Genomic DNA, 23,468 nt, shown 5'->3' with positions numbered 1-23,468 from the left:
TTAAAGCATAGCCCTCTTATGCCAACTACCCCGCGCGCCGCAAGGCTTATTTGCGCTCACAGCAATAATCCCTGCGCGGGAAAATGTCACGGGCTAACCATTGAGACAGATTGATGTTTCCGCGCTACGCTTGAAAAGGATGTGATCGTTATCACAGTGAGTCAGCTTTTGACGCAAAATCAAACAGTAAAGGATGGACGTGCACTGCCGATACCTCAATGGATTGCCCGGTTATGGGGTGTCAAAAATCGAGGGGAAAGCGTATGCGATGGCTCATCGCGCTAACGGTTGGCTGCCTGAGTGGCTGCTCTGTTGGGCATTACGAATACAGCAAAGAAGCAGCAAAACGCGTCGATATGACCGTCACCGGCATTCCAACGGTGCTGGGCATTGGTGCGCTTGGCACCACCATTCCTCTCACGCCCGAATACAGCCTGACGGCGGCCCACGTGGCCAGGTATTCGCTCTATCGGGTGAAAGCCTGGCATCCCGAATGCGATATCGCCGTGGTGTACCACAAAAACAGCGAAGCCAATCTGCCACCGCCGTTCCGCAATAGCCACATTGGCGATGACGTGAATCTGTATGGCTACAGCTTTATTTCGGCGATGCCGGTGGCGTCGAGCGGCAAGAATCTGATTAACACCACGCTGGCAAATGACTGGAACAAAGCCAGCTGCGTGGTGGTGGCGGCCAATGCCGGCGTGGTGAAAGGCATGTCCGGCGGCGCGGTGTATAACGCCAGCGATGATACGCTGGCGGGCGTGATTGTCGGTTACAGCAGCCAGATTGATGACAATAAAAGCGGTAAGACGCTGTTTAAGAATGTGGCGCTGTATGTGCCGTATGCACGGTTTCAGGCGTGGCTGGATGGGGTGGTGAAGTCGTAGATCGTGCTGGCTGTCCCCCATCCCGGCCGGTGCTGGCTGTCCCCCTCCTCGGTCCTCCCCCATAAATGGGGGAGGAAGATGCTGCAATATGATAGTTCTGAAGCCGCATGTGGCAGCATCTCCTTCCCCCATTCATGGGGGAAGGCCGGGATGGGGGACAGCGTGCACCATCACGCCGGAACCCACGCGCCCTGCAACTGCACCTGCGGGAATCCGCTGGTCAAAATACGCAGCTCGGCATCGCGCGGGGTGTTGTCGCCCTGCCCCTGAATGCTGACGATATCCTGCGGACAGGCGGAAAACGCCACAAAACAATCCATCTCGGCGCGCAGCACAATATAGTCGCCCGGCTTCGTCACCACTGGCAGCGTCTTCAGCGTGATGCCATCCGGCTGCACCTGAATATTCATAAAGATATTAAACGAGGCCAGATTGCCGTGCGGCAGCGTCACGCCCAGCTCGCTCATGCCTTCAAACAGGTTGTCATGACAGTTGCGATGCGGTTCGGTGCAGCCGAGCAGCTCATAACGACGCGCGTCGCAGGCCGCCATAAAGGTGTCGTGCACGCCTGGCGAGGTATCTGCCACCAGCGTCAAAATCGGGTGGCGCTGGCTGGTGATAAAGCTGTCGCCCACTTTGGGATTGAGACGCTGATTCCACACGCGCGTCGCCTCCATACACATATATTCACTCACGTCTTCGGCGTTATACGCCCAGCAATCCACCACCTGCGTGCCGTGCAGATTAATCACCTGCACCGCTTCACCTTTCTGCAGACGCACCGCTTTGCCGTAGCGCGCCGGGATGGTCATCGCTTCACGATGCTGAAATTCAGCCGACATGTTGTTCTCCTGATTAATGCTGCATGGCACGACGGTAGCGCGTCATGCGAGATTCAAGGCAGCGCGCCAGCCAGTCGATAACGCTGTTGAGCAGCCAGTAACAGAGCGCCACCGTGAGATAGATCTCCAGCGGCGCGTAGGTATCCGAAATCGCCTGTTTGGCGGCGTACATAAACTCCTGCACCGAGACAATCGACAGCAGCGCGGAGTCTTTAATCAAACCAATCATCAGCCCAACCAGCGGCGACAGCATCTGCGGCAATGTTTGCGGCAGCACCACGTCGCGCAGTTGTTCACTGCGGCTCAGGCCCAGCACGCGACACGCTTCCCACTGCCCTTGCGGCAGCGCATCAATCGCCGAGCGGATCACCTGCGCAATATAGGGCGCGTAGTAGAGCGTTAGCGCCAGCACGCCCACCACCGGCGACGACAGCGTGATGTCATATTCCGGCAGCACAAAGTAGAGCAGATAGATCACCACCAGCAGCGGCAAGGCGAGCGTTAAACCACTATAAAGATTGAGCAAACGCAGCCAGAACGGCGAGGCGCGCATTAGCAGCACGGCCAATAGCGCGCCCCACAGCAGCGAGCAGAGCGCCGCCACCAAACAGAGCTGCAAGGTGGCGAGCAAGCCGTCACCCAGCGACGGCAAAGAGGTGATAATTGCCTGCCAATCCATTATGCCAACCTCCGTTTCGCTTCCAGACGACGCGCCGCCGCAATCAACGGCATGGCGATCAGCAGATAACCGGCCGCCACCAGCAGCAACACCTGCGTGGCTTCGTAGGTGCGGGCGATGACGATCTGTCCGGCGTAGGTCAGTTCGGTGAGCGCCACCACCGACGCCAGCGGCGTGGTTTTCAGCAGAATGGTGAACTCATTGACCAGCATTGGCAGACTGGCGCGCATCACTTGTGGGTTGATGACGTACCACCACGTCAACAAGCGGCTCAGGCCCAAGGTGCGCGACGCTTCAAGCTGTCCGCGCGTCACCAGACTGCGATTGACGCGCAGGATTTCCGCCACGTAAGCGCCGCTGTTAAGACCAATGGCAATCACCGCCGCCAGCATTGGCTGACCGCCCAATCCCAGCCGTGGCAAGGTAAAAAACACCACAAACAGCTGCACAATCGCCGGCGTTCCGCGCATCACGCTGACATAGAAACGCCCGATGGCGCGCCAGATCCAGGCACGACGCAGTTGCAGGAAGCAGCCGAGCTGCCCCATTACTACGCTGACTAACGACGCCAGCACGGTCAGCACCAGCGTCATCAGCAGGCCGTGTCCGAGTTCCGGCAGCGCGGCCACTACCTGTTGATCCAGCCCCATGCGTTACTCCGCGTTAAAGTCGTGCAGGTTTTCCGCCACCGACAGCAGCAGCGGCGCGGGACGATCGTTGCCCTCAATGCCGGTGTTGCAGGCGGAGACGATGAACTGCGTGTCCATCACCACGCGACAGGTAATGCTGTCACCGGCTTTGGTCAGGTTGGTTTCCGGCAGAATATCGCCTTCCCGCGTCAGCTTGACGTGCATAAACAGGTTGATGGGGTCTGGCAATTTCGGCACCACCATCCCCAAACGCGCCAGCTCGCCACGCAGCGCATCGAGGCAACCTTCGCCCGGATAGCCGCGTTCAATGAGAAACGCCGTGGTGGAAGCCGGCAGCAGCAGGTCGTGACGTTTCACGCTGTCTTTACCCAGCACCATCATCGGACGGCGACGGTTATTCACCAGACGCATACCGGAACCGAGCAGGTAGCTGTTGCTGAACACCCGCGTGTGATGCACCGACAGCCACACGGCGGGATCGGTCAGGCTAAAGCCAAACAGCGAAGCCACCGCACCGTCGCCCTGTGCGGTGATGCGCAGTAACTGGCCGCGCAGCACGCGAATCGAACCGATGCTGCCCGGCGCAACCTGCACCGGTTCAGCCAACGTGCGCACAGCGGTTTCTTCAAAACTTTCACGCATTAACAGCATGATTCATCTCCTGAGCGTGAAAATGGTCGCTGACCACGATGTCGATAGGCGTCACCTGCAGGCCGTTGCCGGGAATGATGTCCTGCGGGCAAGATGACACCGAGCAGATGAGATCGCACAGTGCTTCAAAGGTGATGCTGTCGCCCGCTTTGCTGTTGGGATCGGTGACTTCCATGCGGCCATCGGCGGTGACCGGGCCGTTCTGGAACAGGTTGAACGGCTCTGGCAGCGAGAAGTAGGTGACGCCAAATTCCTTCATCCCTTCCAGCAGGTTATCCACGCAGTTGCGATGCCCTTCTACGCCGAAATCGATGCTGAAACGGGTGCGATCGCAGGCGGGCACGTTGGCGTCGTGGATGCCGATGCTGTCGGCAAGGATGCGCAGCATCGGACGGTTTTCACTCGACCACAGCGCGTCGCCCGGCTTGAAGAACAGCGAGCGCAGTTGTTGACGCGTATGCACCGGCGACAGCTTCTCATTCAGATCATCGGCATTCACCGCGACGAAATCGGCCGCCTGCTGCCCTTCACTGTCAATCACGGTAATAAACTGGCCCTTGCGCACGCGGAAGGTTTTGCCAAAGCCGGCAGGTACCGTCAGGTTGGACTGGCACATAATTACTCCTGCGGGATGAAGTCGCTGGCGGGCACGGTAAAGGTGGTGCCGAGATATTGCTGCTGCAGTTTGGTCAGTTCGCCCTCTTTCTGCATCGCCAGGATGTGGTCGCTAATGGCTTTGTTCAGGCTGCCATCTTCTTTACGCGTCGCCCAACCCATCCACTGCGACGGGCCGACTTCGCCCACCTGCGCCACTTTGCCGGCGTATTTTTTGGCTACTGGTGCCAGTACCGAGATGTCGTCATAAACGAAGTCGGCGCGTTTGGTCATCAGCGTGCTGACGGTTTGATCAAGTGAATCGACATTGATGATGGTGATCGGTTTTTTACCCTCCTTCTTCAACTGCTCGTTGAAGCCCTTCAGCAGCTGCTCTGGCACGCTGGCGGTTTTCACCGCACCGCGCAGACCCGACAAGCTTTCCGGACTCAGGGTTTTGCCGTTGAAGGTTTTCGCCTCGGCTTCACGCACCAGCACGCCATTAACGGTTTTGCTGTACGGCACGGTGAACAGCACTTTTTTCGCGCGTTCCGCCGTGACGTTAAGGGATGAACCTTCGGCATTGAAAGAGCCGGAAATCAGGCCCGGCAGAATGCCGCTGAAGGCGGTTTTCTGAAACTCAAGTTTCACACCGAGCTCGTTGGCGAAGGATTGCATAATCGCCACGCTGTAACCGGTGATCTCACCTTTGTCATCGGTGTATTCGTAGGGAGGAAAGGTTGGATCGATACCGACGGTGATTTTGCCGCTGCTTTTGATGTCGGCCAGCGTGTCGGCTTGCGCCTGCGCTAAGGTGCCTACGGAGAGAAGAGCGGCAATCAGCAGTGCTGTTTTTTTCATTATGGTGTTTCCCTGGTGTTGGTGAAATGTCTTTTTCTACTGAGCATATTTTGTGCCAGTTTTTTCACCACTACGCAGGAAAACCCACAACAACTCATTCTTTAGGTAATAAAATCAACTGGAAACATTTGTTTCTTGTTTTTTATTTTTAATTTCTACTATTTCACATGATGCAGAATGGGGATGGATGGATTGGCGGAGGGTGGACAGAATTGCACCGTTTTGGTGATTTTTCTGGCGCACCCTGCGCCAGCACGGCGCATTATTCGAGTTCGTCGAGGGATTGGTGCAGCGCTTCGATTTGCGCGAGATGATCGTTGCTGGCTTTACCCATTTGTCGGGCCACCAGTGAACAGAGCAGATTACACACGCCGGAGAGCGCGGCGGTGCTGTCGAAGATCAGGCTGCTGTCGGTGTGACAGCGGATTACCCACTGCGCATGGCGCGCCGGTTTGCCAGAAAGTACATCGGCGATATACAGCATCGGCACATTGCGCTCGGCCAGCGCGTTCATCGCCGCTTCCAGCGCGGGCATGCGTCGACGCAGACCGACGCAGATCACCACATCTTCAGCGGTCAGAGCCGCCATATGTTCCGCCAGCGAATCACCGGGACGCGGCAGCAGACGCACGTCGGAGTGAATATGGATCAGATCGCGATAGATCAGATGCGCGATGGTTTGGCTGTGGCGCCAACCCATCACCACCACGCGACGCGCCTGGCTGATGGCGGTAACCGCCTGCTGCAGCTGTTCGCTGTCCAGCGTGCGATAGCTGTTGACCAGGTTGGCAATCTCTTTTTCCAGATGCTGCTGCATGATGCTCGCCAGCGGCGACGCGCTGGGTGCCGGTTGCAGGTAGAGCGGTGATCCGCTGCTCTGCATTTCACGCGCCTGGCGACGAGCGGCTTCATAACTTTCATAGCCGAGATGGCGGAAGAAGCGCGTGGTAGTGGCTTTGGATACGCCCGCGCTGTGCGCCAGTTCGGTGGCGGTGTTCATGGCTAACTGGCCCGGTGCGGCGAGTAGCACATCGGCAAGTCGCTGCTCGTGGCTGGAGAGTTGATCCCAGTGCTGACGAATCCGGCCCTCTAACGTTGCCGCTTTTGCACTCATGGTGATTCCCTGAAAATGAAAAAAACCATCCTGCACAGAGCGTGCCGGGTTGTCATCAGGAATTTTTTTTGGGGGGGAAGTGTGCTTGCTGTCCCCCTCCTCGGTCCTCCCCCATAAATGGGGGAGGAAGATGCTGCCATATGTCAGTCTTGAACTTGCATGTCGCAGCGTCTTCTTCCCCCGCTTGCGGGGGAAGGCCGGGATGGGGGACAGCGGCGCAATACTACTTAGCGGTCGGGCGCAGTGCCGGGAACAGGATCACATCGCGGATGGTGTGGCTGTTGGTGAACAGCATCACCATACGGTCGATACCAATGCCCAAACCAGCGGTTGGTGGCAGGCCATGTTCCAGCGCGGTGACGTAGTCTTCGTCGTAGAACATCGCTTCGTCATCGCCAGACTCTTTCGCATTCACCTGCTGCAGGAAACGCTCGGCCTGATCTTCTGCATCGTTCAGCTCTGAGAAGCCGTTACCGATTTCACGGCCGCCGATGAAGAACTCAAAGCGGTCGGTGATTTCCGGGTTCTCGTCGTTACGACGCGCCAGCGGCGACACTTCAGCCGGGTATTCGGTGATGAAGGTTGGCTGAATCAGGTGCGCTTCAGCGGTCTCTTCGAAGATCTCGGTTACTACGCGGCCGAGGCCCCAACTCTTCTCGACTTTGATGTGCAGCGATTGAGCAATCGCTACCGCTTTATCGAAGTCTTCCAGATCGCTCAGGTCAGTTTCCGGACGGTATTTCTTGATCGCTTCACGCATGGTGAGCTTCTCGAACGGCTTACCGAAATCGAAGCTGTGATCGCCATACGGCACTTCGGTGGTGCCCAGCACATCCTGCGCCAGGGTACGGAACAGGCTCTCAGTCAGCTCGATCAAATCTTTGTAATCCGCATACGCCATATAGAGTTCCATCATGGTGAACTCTGGGTTATGGCGCGGCGAAATACCTTCGTTACGGAAGTTACGGTTGATCTCGAACACGCGATCAAATCCGCCCACCACCAGACGCTTCAGATACAGCTCTGGCGCAATACGCAGGTACATATCGATGTCGAGCGCATTGTGATGGGTGATAAATGGACGCGCAGACGCGCCGCCAGGAATCACCTGCATCATCGGGGTTTCCACTTCCATAAACTCGCGGTTCACCATGAACTGACGAATGCCGGCCATGATTTGTGAGCGAATTTTGAAGGTTTTGCGCGAATCGTCGTTGGAGATCAGATCGAGATAACGCTGACGATAACGGGTTTCCTGATCGGCCAGACCGTGGAATTTGTCCGGCAGCGGACGCAGCGCTTTGGTCAGCAGACGCAGCTCAGTGATGTGGATCGACAGCTCACCGGTTTTGGTTTTGAACAGCTTACCGCGCGCACCGAGGATATCGCCGAGATCCCACTTTTTGAACTGCTCGTTGTAGACGCCTTCTGGCAGATCGTCGCGTGAGACGTAGATCTGAATCTGGCCGCCGACATCCTGCAGGGTGGCGAATGATGCTTTACCCATGATGCGGCGCGTCATCATACGACCGGCCACGCTCACTTCTACGCCCAGCGCTTCCAGCTCTTCGTTCTCTTTAGCGTCATAGCTGGCATGCAGCACATCAGACGTGGTGTCGCGGCGGAAATCGTTAGGAAACGCCACGCCTTTTTCACGCAGCGCGCTGAGTTTTTCGCGACGCGCTTTCAGTTCGTTGTTTAACTCAAGGGCGGCATCAGCGCTCTGCGGTTGTTGTTCAGACATGTCGGTTCCTTATAGCCCTGCTTTTAAACTTGCTTCAATAAAACGATCGATATCGCCATCCAGCACCGCTTGGGTGTTGCGGGTTTCTACGCTGGTGCGCAGATCCTTGATGCGTGAATCGTCGAGAACATAAGAACGGATCTGGCTGCCCCAGCCAATATCAGATTTGTTATCTTCCGCTGCCTGCTTGTCCGCGTTTTTCTTCTGCATCTCATATTCGTACAGCTTGGCGCGTAACTGCTTGAAGGCCTGATCTTTGTTCTTGTGCTGTGAACGGTCGTTCTGGCACTGCACCACAATGTTGGTCGGCAAGTGGGTAATACGCACCGCAGACTCGGTTTTGTTAACGTGCTGGCCGCCCGCACCGGAGGCGCGGTAAACGTCGATACGCAGATCGGCGGGATTGATATCGATATCGATGTTGTCATCCACTTCCGGGTAGATAAACACCGAACTGAATGAGGTATGGCGACGGCCGCCGGAATCGAACGGGCTCTTTCGCACCAGGCGATGAACGCCGGTTTCGGTGCGCAGCCAGCCAAACGCGTAGTCGCCGATGATTTTAATGGTGGCGGATTTGGTTCCGGCCACTTCACCGTCTGACTCTTCGATAATTTCGGTTTTATAGCCTTTGGCTTCCGCCCAGCGCAAATACATGCGCAGCAGCATGCTGGCCCAATCCTGCGCTTCGGTGCCGCCGGAACCGGCCTGAATATCCATGTAGCAGTCGGCGCTGTCATATTCGCCTGAGAACATACGACGGAATTCCAGTTCACCGAGCTTCACTTCCAGTGCATCAAGCTCGGCAACCGCTTCGTTGAAAGTTTCTTCGTCGTCGGCTTCCACCGCCAGATCCAGCAAGCCTTGCACATCTTCCAGGCCCTGACGCATGTGATCTAAGGTTTCCACCACTGCTTCCAGTGAAGCGCGTTCTTTACCCAGCGCTTGCGCGCGCTCAGGTTCGTTCCAGACGTCAGGCTGTTCCAGCTCGGCGTTTACTTCTTCGAGGCGTTCTTTCTTGGCATCGTAGTCAAAGATACCCCCGAAGAACGTCGCTGCGCTCACTGAGGTCCTGGATACGATTTTTGACCGGATTAATTTCAAACATGGCTTTTCAGTCTTTTTTGACGATTCGGTGAAAGGAGATAAAAACTAACGCGCTAGTTTACCCGAAAGTGTGCGTACTTTGTAGCATTGCACGCAGTGTGAGTGAGTACGCACGCGCCGCGAGAAAAAAAGTTCTCAACCTTCTGGAAAGCCGCATTCGTTATGTTTTCCAAAACACCCCAGCAAACACCTCTCCCTCAGAACCTTCTTAGGAATTTTCCTGCAAATTTTAGGCGATTAGCGCTGAAAGACGTCATTAAAGATCATGATTTATAACGATAAATCATTAAGAATTGCCTTGTGAGAAATTTCCTGCAAGAAAGCAGACACGTCTCAAACAACGCCATTAAGCAGCTGATATTCAGCCTATCGATTTGTTAGCGCCCTTTTATCATTTTGCTCAGTGACTATCCCCCCGATGGACATCACTAACGTCCAGACCGTTTGTCACCACGACCGCCAGGAATGCGCAGCTTTGACAGGGAATGACACAGTAATCAGCGCCCGTAAACGTGAGCGGGCACAACATGTCCTGAGAGACATGAAGGAGTATCGATGTTTATTCCCGGTTTGCGCACTTCTCCGCGCCTGCTTGCCTTGTTGATGCCTTTGTTACTCGCCGCCTGCGGTGGCGGAGGTGGAGGCGGCGGTAGCGCGACAACCTCGCCCACCACCGGCACGCCTGAGACACCCACGCCAGCTCAGCCCGGCGCGTCAGGCAATGCCAGCAAAGTGGGCATTATTGATTCGGGGTTATCGCCCGATCGCAGTGAAGTTAATTACGCCAATGTGCAGTTCACCAGCTACGTTGGCGGCGGTAGCAGTTTGAATGATAACCAGGGCATTAACGGTCACGGCACCGTGGTGGCGCTGACGTTATTGGGCCTGTCGCCGGGTAGCGCACTGTATGTGGCGCAGGCATCGCAAAACAATATTTTTCAATACGACGATACCGCGCGAGCGGTGAGCGGCCTGCTGAGCCAGGGCGTGCGGATTTTCAATATGTCGTACGCCTCCAGCGAACGTTTAACCACCGCGCAGGCGTTAACCGATGCGCAGCCACACTATCAGGTACTGGTGCAAAGCATGCGTGAGATTGCGGCGGCTAACGGCCTGGCGGTGGTGATCACCGGCAATGGCGGCACCGCCACACCTTCTCCTAACGCCCAACTGCCGCTGATTTATCAGGACAGCGCGCTGCAAAAGAACATGCTGGCGGTCACCGGCGTGATGGACAGCACCTCATACGACACGGCGAACCGCGCGGCCTTAACCGGGCCGTTTGATGCCTGCGGCAACGCTGCCGCATGGTGCCTGAGCGCACCGGGTTACAGCGATTATCGTTTTCAGAATAGCGACGGCACCTGGGTGAATGCGCGTAGCTACGGCACCTCATTTGCCGCACCGCGCGCTGCAGCGGCGGCTTCGCAAGTGTTGCAGCGCTTTCCGTGGATGAGCGGCTACAACCTGCAGCAAACGCTGTTGACCACCGCCACTTATCATAGCGATGCGTATGCAGGCGCTGCGGATAGCGCCAACGGGCGGCCTTACAACGATACCTTCGGCTGGGGCGATCTCAACCAGGCGAAAGCACTGAACGGTCCGGCGATGTTTTGGGCCAATGATTTTCACGCCAGCCTGGATGCGGGCAGCTATGTCTTCTCGAATGCCATCAGCGGCGATCGCGGTCTGATCCTTGACGGCGCGAATAATGGCGGCGTGCTGCAGTTGACCGGCAACAACAGTTACCTCGGCCAGACCAGTGTCTCGGCCAATACATTGCTTATTGATGGTGCGATTGCCGGCAGTGCCAACGTCAGCGGCAGCGGCATCCTGGGTGGCAGCGGCGTGATTGGCGGCAGCTTGCTCAATCAGGGATCGGTTAACGGCGGCTTGCAGGTGCACGGCGATTACCAGCAACGCAGCAATGGCGTGCTGAATATCGCGCTGAACAGTCCGCTGCGCGTCGCGGGCCATTCGACGCTGGACGGCACGCTGAACCTTGCGCCACCGTCATCGACCTATGTGGTGAAACAGCAGGAAACGCTGCTGACCAGCGATGCGGGCGTCAGCGGCCAGTTCAGTCAGGTCAACACCGGCATGTTTCTTGATGGTTCGGTCAGCTACAACGCCAACAGCGTCACCGGCCAACTGACGCGTAAAAATACTGCGGCAGCAGCGGCAGCGCTGGGCATCAACGGCGCCAGCACCCAGCAAACGGCCGTGAATCTGGAGCAGGCATTTAGCGTGGCGGATAGCTGGCAGCTACAGGGATCGCTCAGCAGTGCGCAGCAGTCGGCGCTGGGCGCGGCCGGCGCGTTCCAGACGCTGGCGGATGCCAGCAGTGCGCAGGCTGCCATCAATTCCCTTTCCGGTCAGGCGCACGCCTCCAGCAATGCGGTGCTGTTTAACGCGCTGGATTATCAAAGCCGCCTGTTAAGCAACCGTATCGCCGACGCCAGCGCCGACAATCGTTACGGTTTCTGGATCGAAAGCGGTCAACTGCGCGGTTCACTAGATCAGGCGGGCTACCTCGGTACCGATTATCGCAACACCCTTACTGCGTTGGGCGTAGATAGCGATTTAGGCGTTTCTGGTCTGCGCGTGGGCGTGGCGTGGACGCAGAACCAGATCGATTCCACCTACGACCAAACCGGCGGCACCAGCCGTAATCGCCTGCAAGGCGCGATGCTGTATGGTCGCTACGATTTGACGCCAGAATGGTATCTGCAGGGCAATCTAAGCTATCAACATGGTCGCGATGAGTTAAAACGCCTGATATTACTGGATGAAGCTTCGCCGGTGTCATCGACCACCAGTAGCAATAGCTGGCAGACGGCGCTGCAGAGCGGTTATCGCTGGACAATTGTGGATAATTATCGCCTCGAACCGTATCTCGGCTGGCGTGAAACCGGGCTGGATACCGGTGCGTTTGAGGACAAAGGCAGCGCGTTTGGTCTGAATGGTGACGGCGACAGCTATCGACGTAGCGTCGGTTATAGCGGTTTGAGTATCAGCGCACGGCAGGATTGGTCGGCTGGATTGTGGAGCATGCTGAGTCTGTATGGCGAATATCAGTACGCGTTCAACAATCCGTCGATGGATGTCAGCGCGCGCTGGGGTGGCTTTGGCGATGACCAGAACCGTTTCACGATTCCCGGTATGCAGCTCGATCGCCGGTCGCAGTGGTTGGGCGTGCGGTTGGATGTGGCGCAGACGTCTCGTGCGCGCCTGTTCCTGCGCGCCGACCAGCACTTCGCCGATCGCGGTGACGAGAAAGTGCTGCGCGGCGGTGTGGATGTGAGTTTCTGAGTGCTGCGCACCCAACGGTGTAGGGTCGCCATTCATGGCGACCTCACGCACCTTACATCGGCCAGATATGATCGATGATCAACTGCACCGAACGGTTACCACGATACTCGTTAATATCCAGCTTGTAGGCCAGCTGCACCTGACGCACGCTGCTGTCTGGCCACAGCGTGGTATCCACGTTGAAGGCAATCCCATCTAACAGCGGGCCGCCGCCGAGCGGCTCGACCATCACTTTTAAATGGCGCTCGCCCACTAACCGCTGTTGTAGCAGCTTGAACTTGCCATCGAACACCGGCTCCGGGAACGCCTGGCCCCACGGACCGGCTTCTCGCAGCATTTCGGCGGTGTGCAGCGTAAACTCCTGCGCATGCAGTTCGCCGTCCGACCAAACCACGCCCTGCAGCGCTTCGCCATCCAGCCACTCATCAATCAACGCGGCAAAACGCGCACGGAACTCCTCGTACTTCGCGGTTTCCAGTGACAATCCGGCGGCCATGGCGTGACCACCAAATTTGATCATCAAACCCGGGAACAGCGTGTCGAGACGCTCCAGTGCATCGCGCAGATGCAAACCGGCAATCGAGCGGCCAGAACCTTTCAGCGTGCCGTCTCCGGCAGGCGCGAAAGCGATCACCGGACGATGAAAGCGCTCTTTTAATCGCGACGCCAGAATTCCGACCACGCCCTGATGCCACTCTGGATGGTAGAACGCCAGACCCAGCGGCAGATCGGTGTGCTGGCGCTCCAGCTCATCGCACAGCGCCAGCGCTTCGCTCTTCATGCCCTGCTCAATCTCTTTGCGCGTCTGATTCAGCGCATCGAGCTCATTGGCCAGCATGCGCGCCTCGGAGATATCTTCGGTGAGCAGCAACGCCACGCCAACCGACATATCGTCCAGACGACCGGCGGCATTAAGACGCGGACCGACAGCAAAACCGAGATCGCTGGCAGCAAGTTGACGCGCATCGCGATTGGCAATCTCCAACAGCGCGCGAATCCCGGCGCGGCATTTTCCGGCGCGGATACGGCTCAAACCTTGCCACACCAGAATGCGGTTGTTGGCATCCAGCGGCACCACATCGGCTACGGTGCCCAGCGCCACCAGATCGAGCAGTTCCGCCAGGTTTGGCTCGGCGCGGCTATCGCTAAACCAGTTTTGCTGACGCAGATGCGCACGCAGCGCCAGCATCAGATAGAAGGCTACGCCAACACCCGCCAGCGAACGTGAAGGGAATTCGCTGTCGTTGAGATTCGGGTTCACAATCGCTTCGGCGGCGGGCAAGGTTTCGCCCGGCAAGTGGTGATCGGTAACCAGCACCGGAATGCCGTGCTGATGCGCGGTATCGACTCCAGCATGTGATGAGATGCCGTTGTCGACGGTGAGAATCATCTCCGCACCGCGCGCTTTGGCCTGCTCGACCACTTCCGGACTTAAGCCGTAACCATCTTCGAAACGGTTTGGCACCAGATAATCAACGTTGCCACCAAGGCTGCGCAGCGCCAGCACGGTTAACGCGGTGCTGGTGGCGCCATCGGCATCGAAATCGCCTACCACCACGATGCGCTTGCCTGCCAACAGCATCTGATGCAGCAGCGTCACGGCGGCTTCGATGCCGCCCAGCGTTTGCCACGGCAGCAGATGTTTAGCGCCGCGCTCCAGTTCCAGCGCCTGTTTCACGCCGCGTTGCAGATACAAGCGGCGCAGCAAAGGGGGCAAATCAGCGGGTAGGCTGGCTTCGGTCTCGGCTTCGCGCCGACGCAATTCAACAGAATGCATCACTGTGCGTTAACCGCCACGCTTCTGGCCGTCAAGCACCTGCTTCAGCTCTTGCGGTCCCTGATAGCCAGGAATCATCATGCCGCTGTCCGTGAGAATGGCTGGCGTGCCCTGAATGCCAAACAGGATGCCGAGTTTGTACTGCTGCTCGATATTGATTTTGCAGGTCGCTGGCGCATCCATCTGCGGCGCATCGCCTTTCATCGCTGCATCGAAAGCTTTGTTACGATCGGCGCTGCACCAGATGGCGCGCATGGCTTTTTCAACCTGGCCGTTGAGACCTTCACGCGGGAAGGCCAGATAGCGCACGGTGATGCCGAGCGCGTTGTAGTCGGCCATCTGCTCATGCAGCTTGCGGCAGTAGCCGCAGGTGATGTCGGTGAACACGGTGATCACGTGCTGCTCTTTTGGCGCTTTGTAGACAATCATGTCAGGTGCCAGCGCCGTGACTTTTTTGTCCAGCAGCTGATTGGTGACGTTGACCGGTTGGCTGCCGCTGACATCATACAGCGGCCCCTGAATCATGTGTTTGCCGTCTTCGGAGACGTAGAGCACGCCGCTTTCGGTCAGCACCGTTTTGATGCCCGGCAGCGGTGACGGCTGGATTTCAGCCTGCTGCAATCCCAGTTTTTTCAGCGTTTGCTGAATGGCGTTGTCATCGGCATGCGCCAATCCAGTGAATGCACTGACCAGCAGAGCCAGCATCGTTAGCTGCTTTTTCATCTTAAATCCTTGTTACCGCATCTCAAGCGCGCGGATGATGCTGTTGATGTAACAGACGCAGGCGCTCAGTGGCGACGTGCGTATAAATTTGAGTGGTCGAGAGGTCGCTGTGGCCCAGCAACATCTGTACGACGCGCAAATCGGCGCCATGGTTCAGTAAATGTGTGGCAAATGCGTGGCGCAGCACGTGCGGCGACAGCTTTTCGCTATCGATACCGGCAAGGGTCGCATAGTGTTTGATGCGATGCCAGAAGGTCTGCCGCGTCATTTGCTGTGCGCGCTGGCTGGGAAACATCACGTCCAGCGTTTGCCCGTTGAGCAGCCACGGCCGACCATGTTCCATATAGTATTCAATCCAGTACACCGCCTCTTCACCTAACGGCACAAGGCGCTCTTTGTTGCCTTTACCGATCACGCGCAACACACCCTGACGCAGGCTGATATCGCTGATGGTTAAGCCCACCAGCTCCGTCACGCGTAAACCGGTGGCGTACAGCAATTCCAGCATCGCCTTGTCACGCAGTTCAAGCGGCACATCAATACTCGGCGCCTGCAACAAGCGTTCGACCTGGTTTTCACTGAGATCTTTCGGCAGACGCTGCGGCAGTTTCGGTGCCGACAGCAGCGCGCTGGGATCGTCACTGCGCAATTTTTCCCGATAGAGATATTGGCACAAGCGGCGAATGGCGCTGAGGGTGCGCGCCGAGCTGGTGGCTTTGTAACCTCCCTCAACGCGTTCGGCGAGAAACTGCTGCAAATCAAGCGCTTCCAGCGTTAAGAGCGTGCGATCGTGGTGATGCAGCCAACCGGTGAGCGTTTGCAGATCCTGCCGATAAGAGGCGAGCGTATTTTGCGCCAGATTACGCTCAATCCAAAGCGCATCCAGAAACTGTTCGATCAGATCGCTGTCCTGCACTGTACTCTCCGCCCGTGTGAAATCGTGCTCATTATGCCTGAAAGTAGCCTGCTTCTGGTACAATTGCCCCCGAGTCAGTTTCAGACAGAGCATTAATTGCATGAATATCGGTTTGTTTTATGGTTCGAGCACCTGCTACACCGAGATGACGGCGGAGAAGATCCGCGACTTTATCGGTGAAGAATTAGTCACGCTGCACAATTTGAAAGATGACGATCCGTCGCTGATGGAGCAGTACGATTTGCTGATCCTCGGTATTCCGACGTGGGACTTCGGTGAATTGCAGGAAGATTGGGAAGCGATTTGGCCGCAGATTCCGGCGCTGAACTTGCGCGGGAAAATCGTGGCGCTGTACGGCATGGGCGATCAGGGCGAATACGCCGAATGGTTCCTGGATGCGCTCGGCATGCTGCACGAACTGTTGCAGCCGATGGGCGTGCAGTTTGTGGGTTACTGGCCGCTGGAAGGCTATGAGTTTACCAGCAAAAAACCGCTGACCGCAGATGGCTCGCAGTTTGTCGGCCTGGCGCTTGACGATGTTAACCAGTTCGAACAGAGCGATGAGCGCGTCGAACAGTGGTGTGAACAGATTCTGACGGAAACCGCAGCGCTGCTTTAAGGCAGCGTTTGCCCCTCGCGCAGAAAACAGCAGGCGCGTAACGTGCGCCATTCACCGGGCGGCAGGTTGTCGTGCATCAACCACAGCCGCCAGCGCTTCCCCTGCTGGTTACGCAACACCAGCAAAACGCCATACGGTAACCAATCTGCCCTGCGTTCTGCTCGCCAGCGCACGCCGCGCCACAGCCAATTGCCCTTCATGTCTAGCGCCAGACGACCTACGCGCTGCACCAAACGGCGCTCGTTGCGCCAGCATTCTGCCAGCAGCAGCACTAACACCGGCGCTTTGCTCCACGCCCACGCCTCAGGCCACTCAAGCGCCAGCAGCAAACCGGCGCACAGCAGCGAGAGCGTCACATTCAGTGCGCGCGCACTGCGTGACGCCCGCAGATTACATTGCCACCGGACCGCGTTCACGGTTGCGCTGCTGAATCAGTTTCACCATGCGTTTGAACTCGGGATCGACCGGTTCACCGTGATTCATTAACCAGTTGAACAGATCGGGATCGTCACTCTTTAACAGCGCGATAAACACCTGCTTATCGGTGTCGTCCAGCGAATCATATTCGAATTTGAAAAACGGCATGATAGCGATATCCAGCTCCAGCATGCCGCGACGGCATGCCCATTGGACGCGGGCTTTGTCGTTAATTTCCATGTCTCAGGTTCCATGACTAAAAACAGTGGCGCTCAGTGTACCTGCTTTTTTTTCTCGCTGCAGGCGCTGTGCTTATCCCTGTGCAATGCCTCGGCATTACATCCCCCAGTTTGCAATGGGTATCACGCGATTTGTGCGCCATATTCAGTAAACAGGTTGCAAAGCCGCACTGCTCTTTTACCATTGCAACCTATTACATCATTAATCAGGAAAGAGACATGTCGATTTTTACCCTTCCACCTCGCCAGCCTGCTGCATCGTCACGCCTGCCTTTGACCCTGATTTCGCTCGACGAATGGGCGCTGGTAAAGGTGCAGGGCAATGACAGCACGTCTTATCTGCAAGGTCAGCTGACGCTGGATGTCGCGGCGATGGGCGAGACGCAACATCGTCCTGCCGCGCACTGCGATGCCAAAGGAAAAATGTGGAGCAACATTCGTCTGTTCCATCGCACCGAAGGTTACGCGTACGTGGTGCGCCGCAATCTGCGTGAGCAGCAGCTTACCGAACTGAAGAAATACGCTGTGTTCGCCAAAGTCACCCTCGTTGCGGATGATGAAGCGGTGCTGCTGGGCGTTGCCGGTTTCCAGGCACGCGCCGCGCTGGCGGGCGTGTTCAGCACGCTGCCGGATGCCGAAAAGCCGGTGGTGCAGCAAGGTGACAGTACGCTGCTGTGGTTTGCCCAGCCAGCCGAACGCTTCCTGCTGGTGACCACGTCAGAACAGGCGAATGCGCTGAAAGAAAAACTGGCGGGCGAAGCGCAGTTCAACGACAGCTTGCAATGGCTGGCACTGGATATCGAAGCGGGCATTCCGGTGATTGAAAGCGCCACCAGCGCGCAGCTGATCCCACAAGCTACCAACCTGCAGGCGCTGGATGCGATCAGCTTCAAAAAAGGCTGCTACACCGGCCAGGAGATGGTGGCGCGGGCCAAATTCCGCGGCGCTAACAAACGCGCACTCTATTGGCTGGCGGGCAAAGCCAGCAAAGTGCCGGACGTTGGCGGTTCGATGGAGCTGCAGATGGGCGATAAATGGCGCCGCACCGGCACGGTATTGAGCGGTGTGCAGCTGGATGACGGCAGCGTTTGGGTGCAGGTGGTGATGAACAACGATTTGGAGCCGGAAAGCGTACTGCGCGTGGAAGGCGATGAAAGTGGCAAGTTGACCATTCAACCACTGCCGTATTCATTGGCAGAATAATTGCGCACCAAGCCCGCAGGGTCGCCATTCATGGCGACCTGAATCGAACTTACATCACATAAAAATAAATCGCGCAGAAGTGCAGCAAGCTGCCGCCGAGCACAAAACCATGCCAGATGGCGTGACTGTAAGGAATGCGGCGTGAGACGTAGAAAATCACCCCCAGCGAATAAACAATCCCACCGGCAGCCAGCAGCCAAATCCCGCCCGGCGACAGTTTGATCGCCAGCTGATAAATCACCACCAGCGACAGCCAACCCATACCAAGATAAGTCACCAGCGACAGCGCTTCAAAGCGATGAGCAAAGGCGATTTTGAACAGGATACCGGCCAGCGCCAGACTCCAAATCACCACCATCAAACCTTGTGCCAGCGGCGAATTGAGCCCCACCAACAAGAACGGCGTATAAGTGCCGGCAATCAACAGATAGATGGCGCAGTGGTCAAATTTCTTTAGCCAGTATTTGGCTTTTTGATGGGGAATGGCGTGATACAGCGTTGAGGCGAGATAGAGCAAAATGATGCTGCCGCCGTACAGGCTGTAACTGGTGATCGCGGTGATGTTAGCTTGGGATTCAACGGCTTGTGTCAGCATTAACACCAGCCCGATAATACCGAAAATGCAGCCGATTCCGTGGCTGATACTATTGGCAATCTCTTCTGCCAACGAGTAGCCCTGGGCAATAACTGGGGTTTGTACCATGAAGTGATTCCTGAACAACGGAAAAAGCAAGTGTGCTATTTCTGAGCAACCAGAGTAACCGGGATAATTTTCAGAGTACACATGTACGCTAAATTAAATCTGTGAGTGGGTGTGACAGGTGAGAGATTGATTAAGTCGGTCGCCATGAATGGCGACCCTACGGGGATTTGGAGGGTTTTATACGTAAAGGATCATCGTTTTTGGGTTTTGTAGGGTCGGTATTTATGCCGGCCTGATTAATTATCGCCCGCCAGCCGCATCAATAAAGGTGCCCGTCACATACGACGCGGCATCGCTCGCCAGCCAGACAATCGCTGCAGCAATCTCTTCGGCCTGACCGCCGCGTCCCATTGGCAACATGCTTGCCAGCCGATCGACTCGGTCCGGCTCGCCGCCATCGGCGTGCATGTCGGTATAAATAAGGCCAGGGCGCACGCTGTTGACGCGAATACCCTGCGCCGCCACTTCCAGCGACAAACCTTTGGTCAGCGTATCCATCGCCCCTTTCGAGGCGGCGTAATCCACATATTCACCTGGCGCACCCAGACGGGATGCGGCGGATGACACGTTGACGATGGCACCACCTTTGCCGCCATGATGCGTACCCATGCGTTTCACCGCCTCACGACAACAGATGAACGTGCCGGTAACGTTAGTGGCGAACACGCGTTGAATACGTTCGGCATCCAGATCTTCCACCCGGCATTGGGTAAACAAAATACCGGCATTATTCACCAGCACACGCAGTTCGCCCTCTTGCTGATCCAACTCGGCAAACATACGCATAACCTGCGCTTCATCGGCGATATCGGCCTGCAGCGCAATCGCACCGCCGCCCTGCGCTTCAATCTCTGCCACCACGCTTGCCGCTTCGGCTTGACGCTGGCGATAGTTGATCGCCACGCGATAACCCGCCTGCGCCAACAATAACGCGGTTGCGCGGCCAATCCCACGACTACCACCGGTAATCAAAGCCAGATCCATTTTTGCCTCCAAAAAAAAGGGCCGAACAGTCGGCCCTTTCATAAATACTTCCCGTAACTTTAGCCTAAATATATTCGCTCATTGGTACACACGAACAGAAGACATTGCGGTCGCCAAATACATCATCCAGACGTTTCACCGTCGGCCAGTATTTGTTAGCGCTGCCAGCCGGGAACACCGCCAGTTCGCGGGTGTACGGATGCGCCCAGTCGCCAACGATTTCTGTCTGCGTGTGCGGTGCGTTCACCAGCGGGTTATCTTCCAGCGGCCATTCGCCATCGGCAACGCGATCGATTTCCATGCGGATAGCCAGCATCGCATCGATAAAGCGATCCAGCTCGATTTTGCTTTCCGATTCCGTTGGTTCAACCATCAGCGTTCCCGCCACCGGGAATGACATGGTTGGCGCGTGGAAACCGTAATCGATCAGACGCTTAGCAATATCCAGCTCGCTAATACCGGTCTGCTCTTTCAACGGACGAATGTCGAGAATACATTCGTGCGCCACGCGGCCATCGCGGCCCGCATACAGAATCGGATAAGCAGATTGCAGACGGCTAGCGATATAGTTGGCGTTCAGAATCGCCACCGAACTGGCTTGTTTCAGACCTTCTGCGCCCATCATGCGGATATACATCCAGCTGATTGGCAGAATCGATGCACTACCGAACGGAGCAGCAGAAACCGCGCCCTGCTGCGTCAGCACGCCATCAATTTGCACTACGCTGTGACCCGGCACGAACGGCGCCAGATGCGCTTTCACGCCGATTGGGCCCATGCCTGGACCGCCACCGCCGTGCGGAATGCAGAAGGTTTTGTGCAGGTTAAGGTGCGATACGTCCGCGCCGATGTAACCCGGCGTGGTGATACCAACCTGCGCATTCATGTTGGCGCCGTCGAGATACACCTGGCCGCCGTGCTGATGCACGATCTGGCACACTTCGCGGATGGTTTCTTCGTAAACGCCGTGCGTTGACGGATAGGTCACCATGATGCACGACAGCTGCTCACCGACCTGTGCGGCTTTCTCACGCAGATCGCCAAGGTCGATGTTGCCTTGTTTATCGCAAGCCACCACCACCACCGACATGCCCGCCATCTGCGCCGATGCCGGATTGGTGCCGTGCGCCGAGCTTGGGATCAGGCAGACATTACGTCCACCTTCGTTGCGGCTTTCGTGGTAACGACGAATCGCCAGCAGACCCGCGTATTCACCCTGTGCGCCCGAGTTGGGCTGCATGCACAGCGCATCGTAGCCGGTCAGCTGCACCAGCCATTGCGACAGCTGGCCAATCATCTGCAGATAACCCGACGCCTGCTCAGCCGGGCAGAACGGATGCAGTTCGGCGAATTCCGGCCAGGTGATCGGGATCATCTCCGCCGCAGCGTTGAGTTTCATGGTGCACGAACCGAGTGGGATCATCGCCTGGTTCAGTGCCAGATCCTTTTTCTCCAGGCTGTGCATGTAACGCATCATCTCAGTTTCGCTGTGATGACGGTTGAACACCGGATGCGTCAGGAAAGCGCTCTCACGCACCTGACCGGCCGGAATCGCGCTGTTTTCCGCAGCAACAGCGGCATCCAGCGCATCAATATCCTGGCCGTGAGCATCACCCAGCAGAATCGCGAACAGCGCCAGCACATCTTCACGTGCGGTGGTTTCATCCAGCGTAATGCCGACGGCATTGTGGATATCGCTGCGCAGGTTGACGCCAAAGCTCTGCGCACGGTTCAGCACCGCCGCTTTATCAGCCACTTCAACCGTCAGCGTATCGAACCAGCTGTTGTGACGAAGCTTCAAACCACCGTTTTGCAGGCCTGAAGCCAGAATGCTGGTCAGACGGTGAATACGGGATGCAATGCGTTTCAGGCCAACCGGACCGTGATACACCGCATAGAGACCGGCGATATTTGCCAGCAGCACCTGAGATGTACAGATATTGGAGTTGGCTTTCTCACGACGGATATGTTGCTCGCGGGTTTGCATCGCCATGCGCAGCGCGGTGTTACCGGCGGCATCGCGTGATACACCAATGATACGGCCAGGCATCGAGCGTTTATGCTCGTCGCGGCTGGCGAAGAACGCGGCGTGTGGTCCGCCGTAACCCATCGGCACGCCGAAACGCTGGGCAGAACCGAAGACGATATCTGCGCCCTGCTTGCCTGGCGCTTCTAACTGCACCAGCGCCATGAAATCTGCGGCTACGCTCACCACCACTTTGCGGCTTTTCAGCTCGGCAATCAGTGCGCGGTAATCGTGCACTTCACCGTGCGTGCCAACCTGTTGCAGCAACACGCCGAACAGATCGTCGTGATCTAATACCTTATCAGCACTATCAATAATCAGTTCAAAACCAAAGGTTTCTGCGCGGGTGCGCACCACATCCAGCGTCTGTGGATGAATGTCATTGGCGATGAAGAATTTGCTGGCGGTTTTCAGTTTGCTGACGCGCTTGGCCATCGCCATCGCTTCGGCTGCAGCGGTCGCTTCATCCAGCAGTGACGCGGAAGCGATATCCAGACCGGTCAGATCCAGCGTCAGGGTTTGGAAGTTCAGCAGCGCCTCAAGACGGCCCTGTGACACTTCTGGCTGATACGGCGTATATGCGGTGTACCAGCCTGGGTTTTCCAACATGTTACGCAGGATAACCGGCGGTGTAATCACCGCGCTGTAGCCCATGCCGATCCAGGATTTGTAGCGTTGGTTCTGACTGGCAATGGCTTTCAGCTCTGCCAGCGCTTGCTGCTCGGTCGCGGCGTCGCCCACTGCCGGCGGGCCAGGCAGTTGGATATCGGCAGGCACGATAGAACTGATCAATGAGGAGAGCGAACTGGCACCGATCGCTTTCAGCATTAAGTCCTGTTGTTCCTGCGTAGGACCGATGTGGCGCTCAATGAAAGCACCGTTGTGTTCAAGCTGGCTGAGAGTCTGGGTCATTTGCAGTAAATCCTGAATCGGGCTGGGTTACAAAAATGGCGTTAAATCAGGCAGATAAAAAAGAAGGTGGCGCAGCGCGTCACCTTCTAAAACTACCAGTTACTCGTCGATCGCGGCTTTGTAGGCATCAGCATCCAGCATGGCGTCGAGCTCTGACGCGTCGCTGGCTTTGATGCGGAACAGCCAACCATCGGCGTACGGCGCGCTATTCACCAGCTCTGGCGAATCGCCCAGTTGGTCATTCACCGCAACAATTTCACCGCTCAGTGGCGCATAGATGTCTGAAGCCGCTTTCACCGACTCCGCAACGGCGCAGTCATCACCGGCCGCGAAGGTAGCACCAACGTCTGGCAGATCGACAAACACCATATCGCCCAGCAATTCCTGTGCATGTTCGGTGATACCAACAGTAAAGGTGCCGTCGGCTTCTTTACGGACCCACTCGTGGCTATCGCGGTATTTCAATTCACTTGGCACATTGCTCATTGGCCATTTCTCCTGAAAA

Annotated in this window: 22 protein-coding genes; 4 read left to right on the top strand and 18 right to left on the bottom strand. The window is 56.8% G+C overall.

Features of this window, described 5'->3' with window-relative positions:
* The first annotated feature begins 263 nt into the window (after positions 1-263).
* Positions 264-890, top strand: coding sequence for a serine protease (locus PanJK_RS09735; RefSeq protein ID WP_256697283.1), 627 nt, complete (start codon positions 264-266; stop codon positions 888-890).
* Positions 891-1,060: 170 nt separating this feature from the next.
* Here the strand turns inward: PanJK_RS09735 and PanJK_RS09730 are convergent, their stop codons facing one another.
* The 9 genes from PanJK_RS09730 to prfB form a co-directional block, all read right to left on the bottom strand.
* A complete protein-coding gene (locus tag PanJK_RS09730) occupies positions 1,061-1,732 on the bottom strand; it encodes an urea carboxylase-associated family protein (protein ID WP_265299301.1) in 672 nt (223 codons plus the stop codon).
* A 13-nt stretch (positions 1,733-1,745) separates the two neighbouring features.
* A complete protein-coding gene (locus PanJK_RS09725) occupies positions 1,746-2,411 on the bottom strand; it encodes an amino acid ABC transporter permease (RefSeq protein WP_265299299.1) in 666 nt (221 codons plus the stop codon).
* Positions 2,411-3,061, bottom strand: a complete 651-nt coding sequence (locus PanJK_RS09720; RefSeq protein WP_008108217.1) for an amino acid ABC transporter permease — start codon at positions 3,059-3,061, stop codon at positions 2,411-2,413. Before PanJK_RS09720 ends, PanJK_RS09725 begins: the two co-directional genes overlap by 1 nt.
* Positions 3,062-3,064: 3 nt before the next feature.
* Entirely contained in the window at positions 3,065-3,712 is a 648-nt protein-coding gene (locus PanJK_RS09715) for an urea carboxylase-associated family protein (protein WP_265299296.1), read from the bottom strand.
* Positions 3,696-4,328 carry a DUF1989 domain-containing protein gene (locus PanJK_RS09710; protein ID WP_008108219.1) on the bottom strand — a complete coding sequence of 211 codons (633 nt, stop codon included), beginning with the start codon at positions 4,326-4,328 and terminating at the stop codon, positions 3,696-3,698. The genes PanJK_RS09715 and PanJK_RS09710 overlap by 17 nt, the downstream gene beginning before the upstream one ends.
* Before the next feature lie 2 nt (positions 4,329-4,330).
* Positions 4,331-5,167 (bottom strand): transporter substrate-binding domain-containing protein, encoded by an 837-nt coding sequence (locus PanJK_RS09705; protein ID WP_265299293.1) that lies wholly within the window; start codon positions 5,165-5,167, stop codon positions 4,331-4,333.
* A 262-nt stretch (positions 5,168-5,429) separates the two neighbouring features.
* On the bottom strand, positions 5,430-6,281 hold the full coding sequence (locus PanJK_RS09700) for a MurR/RpiR family transcriptional regulator (protein ID WP_256697287.1): 852 nt from the start codon (positions 6,279-6,281) through the stop codon (positions 5,430-5,432).
* Between the two features lie 223 nt (positions 6,282-6,504).
* Positions 6,505-8,025 (bottom strand): lysine--tRNA ligase, encoded by a 1,521-nt coding sequence (gene lysS, locus PanJK_RS09695; protein WP_265299289.1) that lies wholly within the window; start codon positions 8,023-8,025, stop codon positions 6,505-6,507.
* A gap of 9 nt (positions 8,026-8,034) precedes the next feature.
* A protein-coding gene (gene prfB, locus PanJK_RS09690) for a peptide chain release factor 2 (RefSeq protein WP_102135998.1) occupies positions 8,035-9,133 on the bottom strand; the annotation gives its coding sequence in 2 pieces (ribosomal slippage) (positions 8,035-9,057 and positions 9,059-9,133; 1,098 coding nt in all).
* Positions 9,134-9,687: 554 nt separating this feature from the next.
* Here prfB and PanJK_RS09685 point away from each other — a divergent pair.
* On the top strand, positions 9,688-12,444 hold the full coding sequence (locus PanJK_RS09685; RefSeq protein WP_265299283.1) for an autotransporter domain-containing protein: 2,757 nt from the start codon (positions 9,688-9,690) through the stop codon (positions 12,442-12,444).
* Between the two features lie 52 nt (positions 12,445-12,496).
* On the opposite strand, the gene recJ is transcribed toward PanJK_RS09685, so the two are convergent.
* Genes recJ through xerD form a run of 3 tightly spaced genes read right to left on the bottom strand, consistent with a single transcriptional unit; the run spans position 12,497 to position 15,860 of the window.
* Complete coding sequence (recJ, locus tag PanJK_RS09680; RefSeq protein ID WP_265299280.1) at positions 12,497-14,221, bottom strand: single-stranded-DNA-specific exonuclease RecJ; 1,725 nt, start codon at positions 14,219-14,221, stop codon at positions 12,497-12,499.
* A gap of 9 nt (positions 14,222-14,230) precedes the next feature.
* On the bottom strand, positions 14,231-14,944 hold the full coding sequence (gene dsbC / locus PanJK_RS09675) for a bifunctional protein-disulfide isomerase/oxidoreductase DsbC (RefSeq protein WP_154155349.1): 714 nt from the start codon (positions 14,942-14,944) through the stop codon (positions 14,231-14,233).
* Positions 14,945-14,966: 22 nt separating this feature from the next.
* The gene (xerD, locus tag PanJK_RS09670) at positions 14,967-15,860 is read right to left on the bottom strand and encodes a site-specific tyrosine recombinase XerD (RefSeq protein ID WP_265299274.1); all 894 of its coding nucleotides are present in this window, start codon (positions 15,858-15,860) and stop codon (positions 14,967-14,969) included.
* 100 nt (positions 15,861-15,960) lie between these two features.
* Here xerD and fldB point away from each other — a divergent pair, with 100 nt between their 5' ends.
* A complete protein-coding gene (gene fldB, locus PanJK_RS09665) occupies positions 15,961-16,479 on the top strand; it encodes a flavodoxin FldB (protein WP_265299272.1) in 519 nt (172 codons plus the stop codon).
* Here fldB and PanJK_RS09660 read toward each other — a convergent pair.
* Together PanJK_RS09660 and sdhE are read right to left on the bottom strand one after the other, a co-directional pair.
* The gene (locus PanJK_RS09660; protein WP_265299268.1) at positions 16,476-16,895 is read right to left on the bottom strand and encodes a protein YgfX; all 420 of its coding nucleotides are present in this window, start codon (positions 16,893-16,895) and stop codon (positions 16,476-16,478) included. The genes fldB and PanJK_RS09660 overlap by 4 nt on opposite strands.
* Positions 16,870-17,136, bottom strand: a complete 267-nt coding sequence (gene sdhE, locus PanJK_RS09655; protein WP_061719865.1) for an FAD assembly factor SdhE — start codon at positions 17,134-17,136, stop codon at positions 16,870-16,872. The genes PanJK_RS09660 and sdhE overlap by 26 nt, the downstream gene beginning before the upstream one ends.
* 218 nt (positions 17,137-17,354) lie before the next feature.
* Here sdhE and ygfZ point away from each other — a divergent pair, with 218 nt between their 5' ends.
* Positions 17,355-18,338 carry a tRNA-modifying protein YgfZ gene (gene ygfZ / locus PanJK_RS09650; RefSeq protein ID WP_265299265.1) on the top strand — a complete coding sequence of 328 codons (984 nt, stop codon included), beginning with the start codon at positions 17,355-17,357 and terminating at the stop codon, positions 18,336-18,338.
* A gap of 49 nt (positions 18,339-18,387) precedes the next feature.
* Here the strand turns inward: ygfZ and trhA are convergent, their stop codons facing one another.
* The 4 genes from trhA to gcvH all read right to left on the bottom strand — a co-directional run bounded on the left by trhA (position 18,388) and on the right by gcvH (position 23,449).
* A complete protein-coding gene (gene trhA / locus PanJK_RS09645; protein WP_265299263.1) occupies positions 18,388-19,041 on the bottom strand; it encodes a PAQR family membrane homeostasis protein TrhA in 654 nt (217 codons plus the stop codon).
* A 240-nt stretch (positions 19,042-19,281) separates the two neighbouring features.
* On the bottom strand, positions 19,282-20,025 hold the full coding sequence (locus PanJK_RS09640) for an SDR family oxidoreductase (RefSeq protein ID WP_265299261.1): 744 nt from the start codon (positions 20,023-20,025) through the stop codon (positions 19,282-19,284).
* A gap of 64 nt (positions 20,026-20,089) precedes the next feature.
* Complete coding sequence (gene gcvP, locus PanJK_RS09635) at positions 20,090-22,963, bottom strand: aminomethyl-transferring glycine dehydrogenase (protein ID WP_265299259.1); 2,874 nt, start codon at positions 22,961-22,963, stop codon at positions 20,090-20,092.
* A 99-nt stretch (positions 22,964-23,062) separates the two neighbouring features.
* Positions 23,063-23,449, bottom strand: coding sequence for a glycine cleavage system protein GcvH (gene gcvH / locus PanJK_RS09630; protein ID WP_008108250.1), 387 nt, complete (start codon positions 23,447-23,449; stop codon positions 23,063-23,065).
* Positions 23,450-23,468: the final 19 nt, after the last annotated feature.

It is taken from the genome of Pantoea sp. JK (assembly GCF_026130245.1).
GTDB lineage: Bacteria > Pseudomonadota > Gammaproteobacteria > Enterobacterales > Enterobacteriaceae > Pantoea > Pantoea trifolii.
This window is presented reverse-complemented; position numbering and strand designations above follow the sequence as displayed.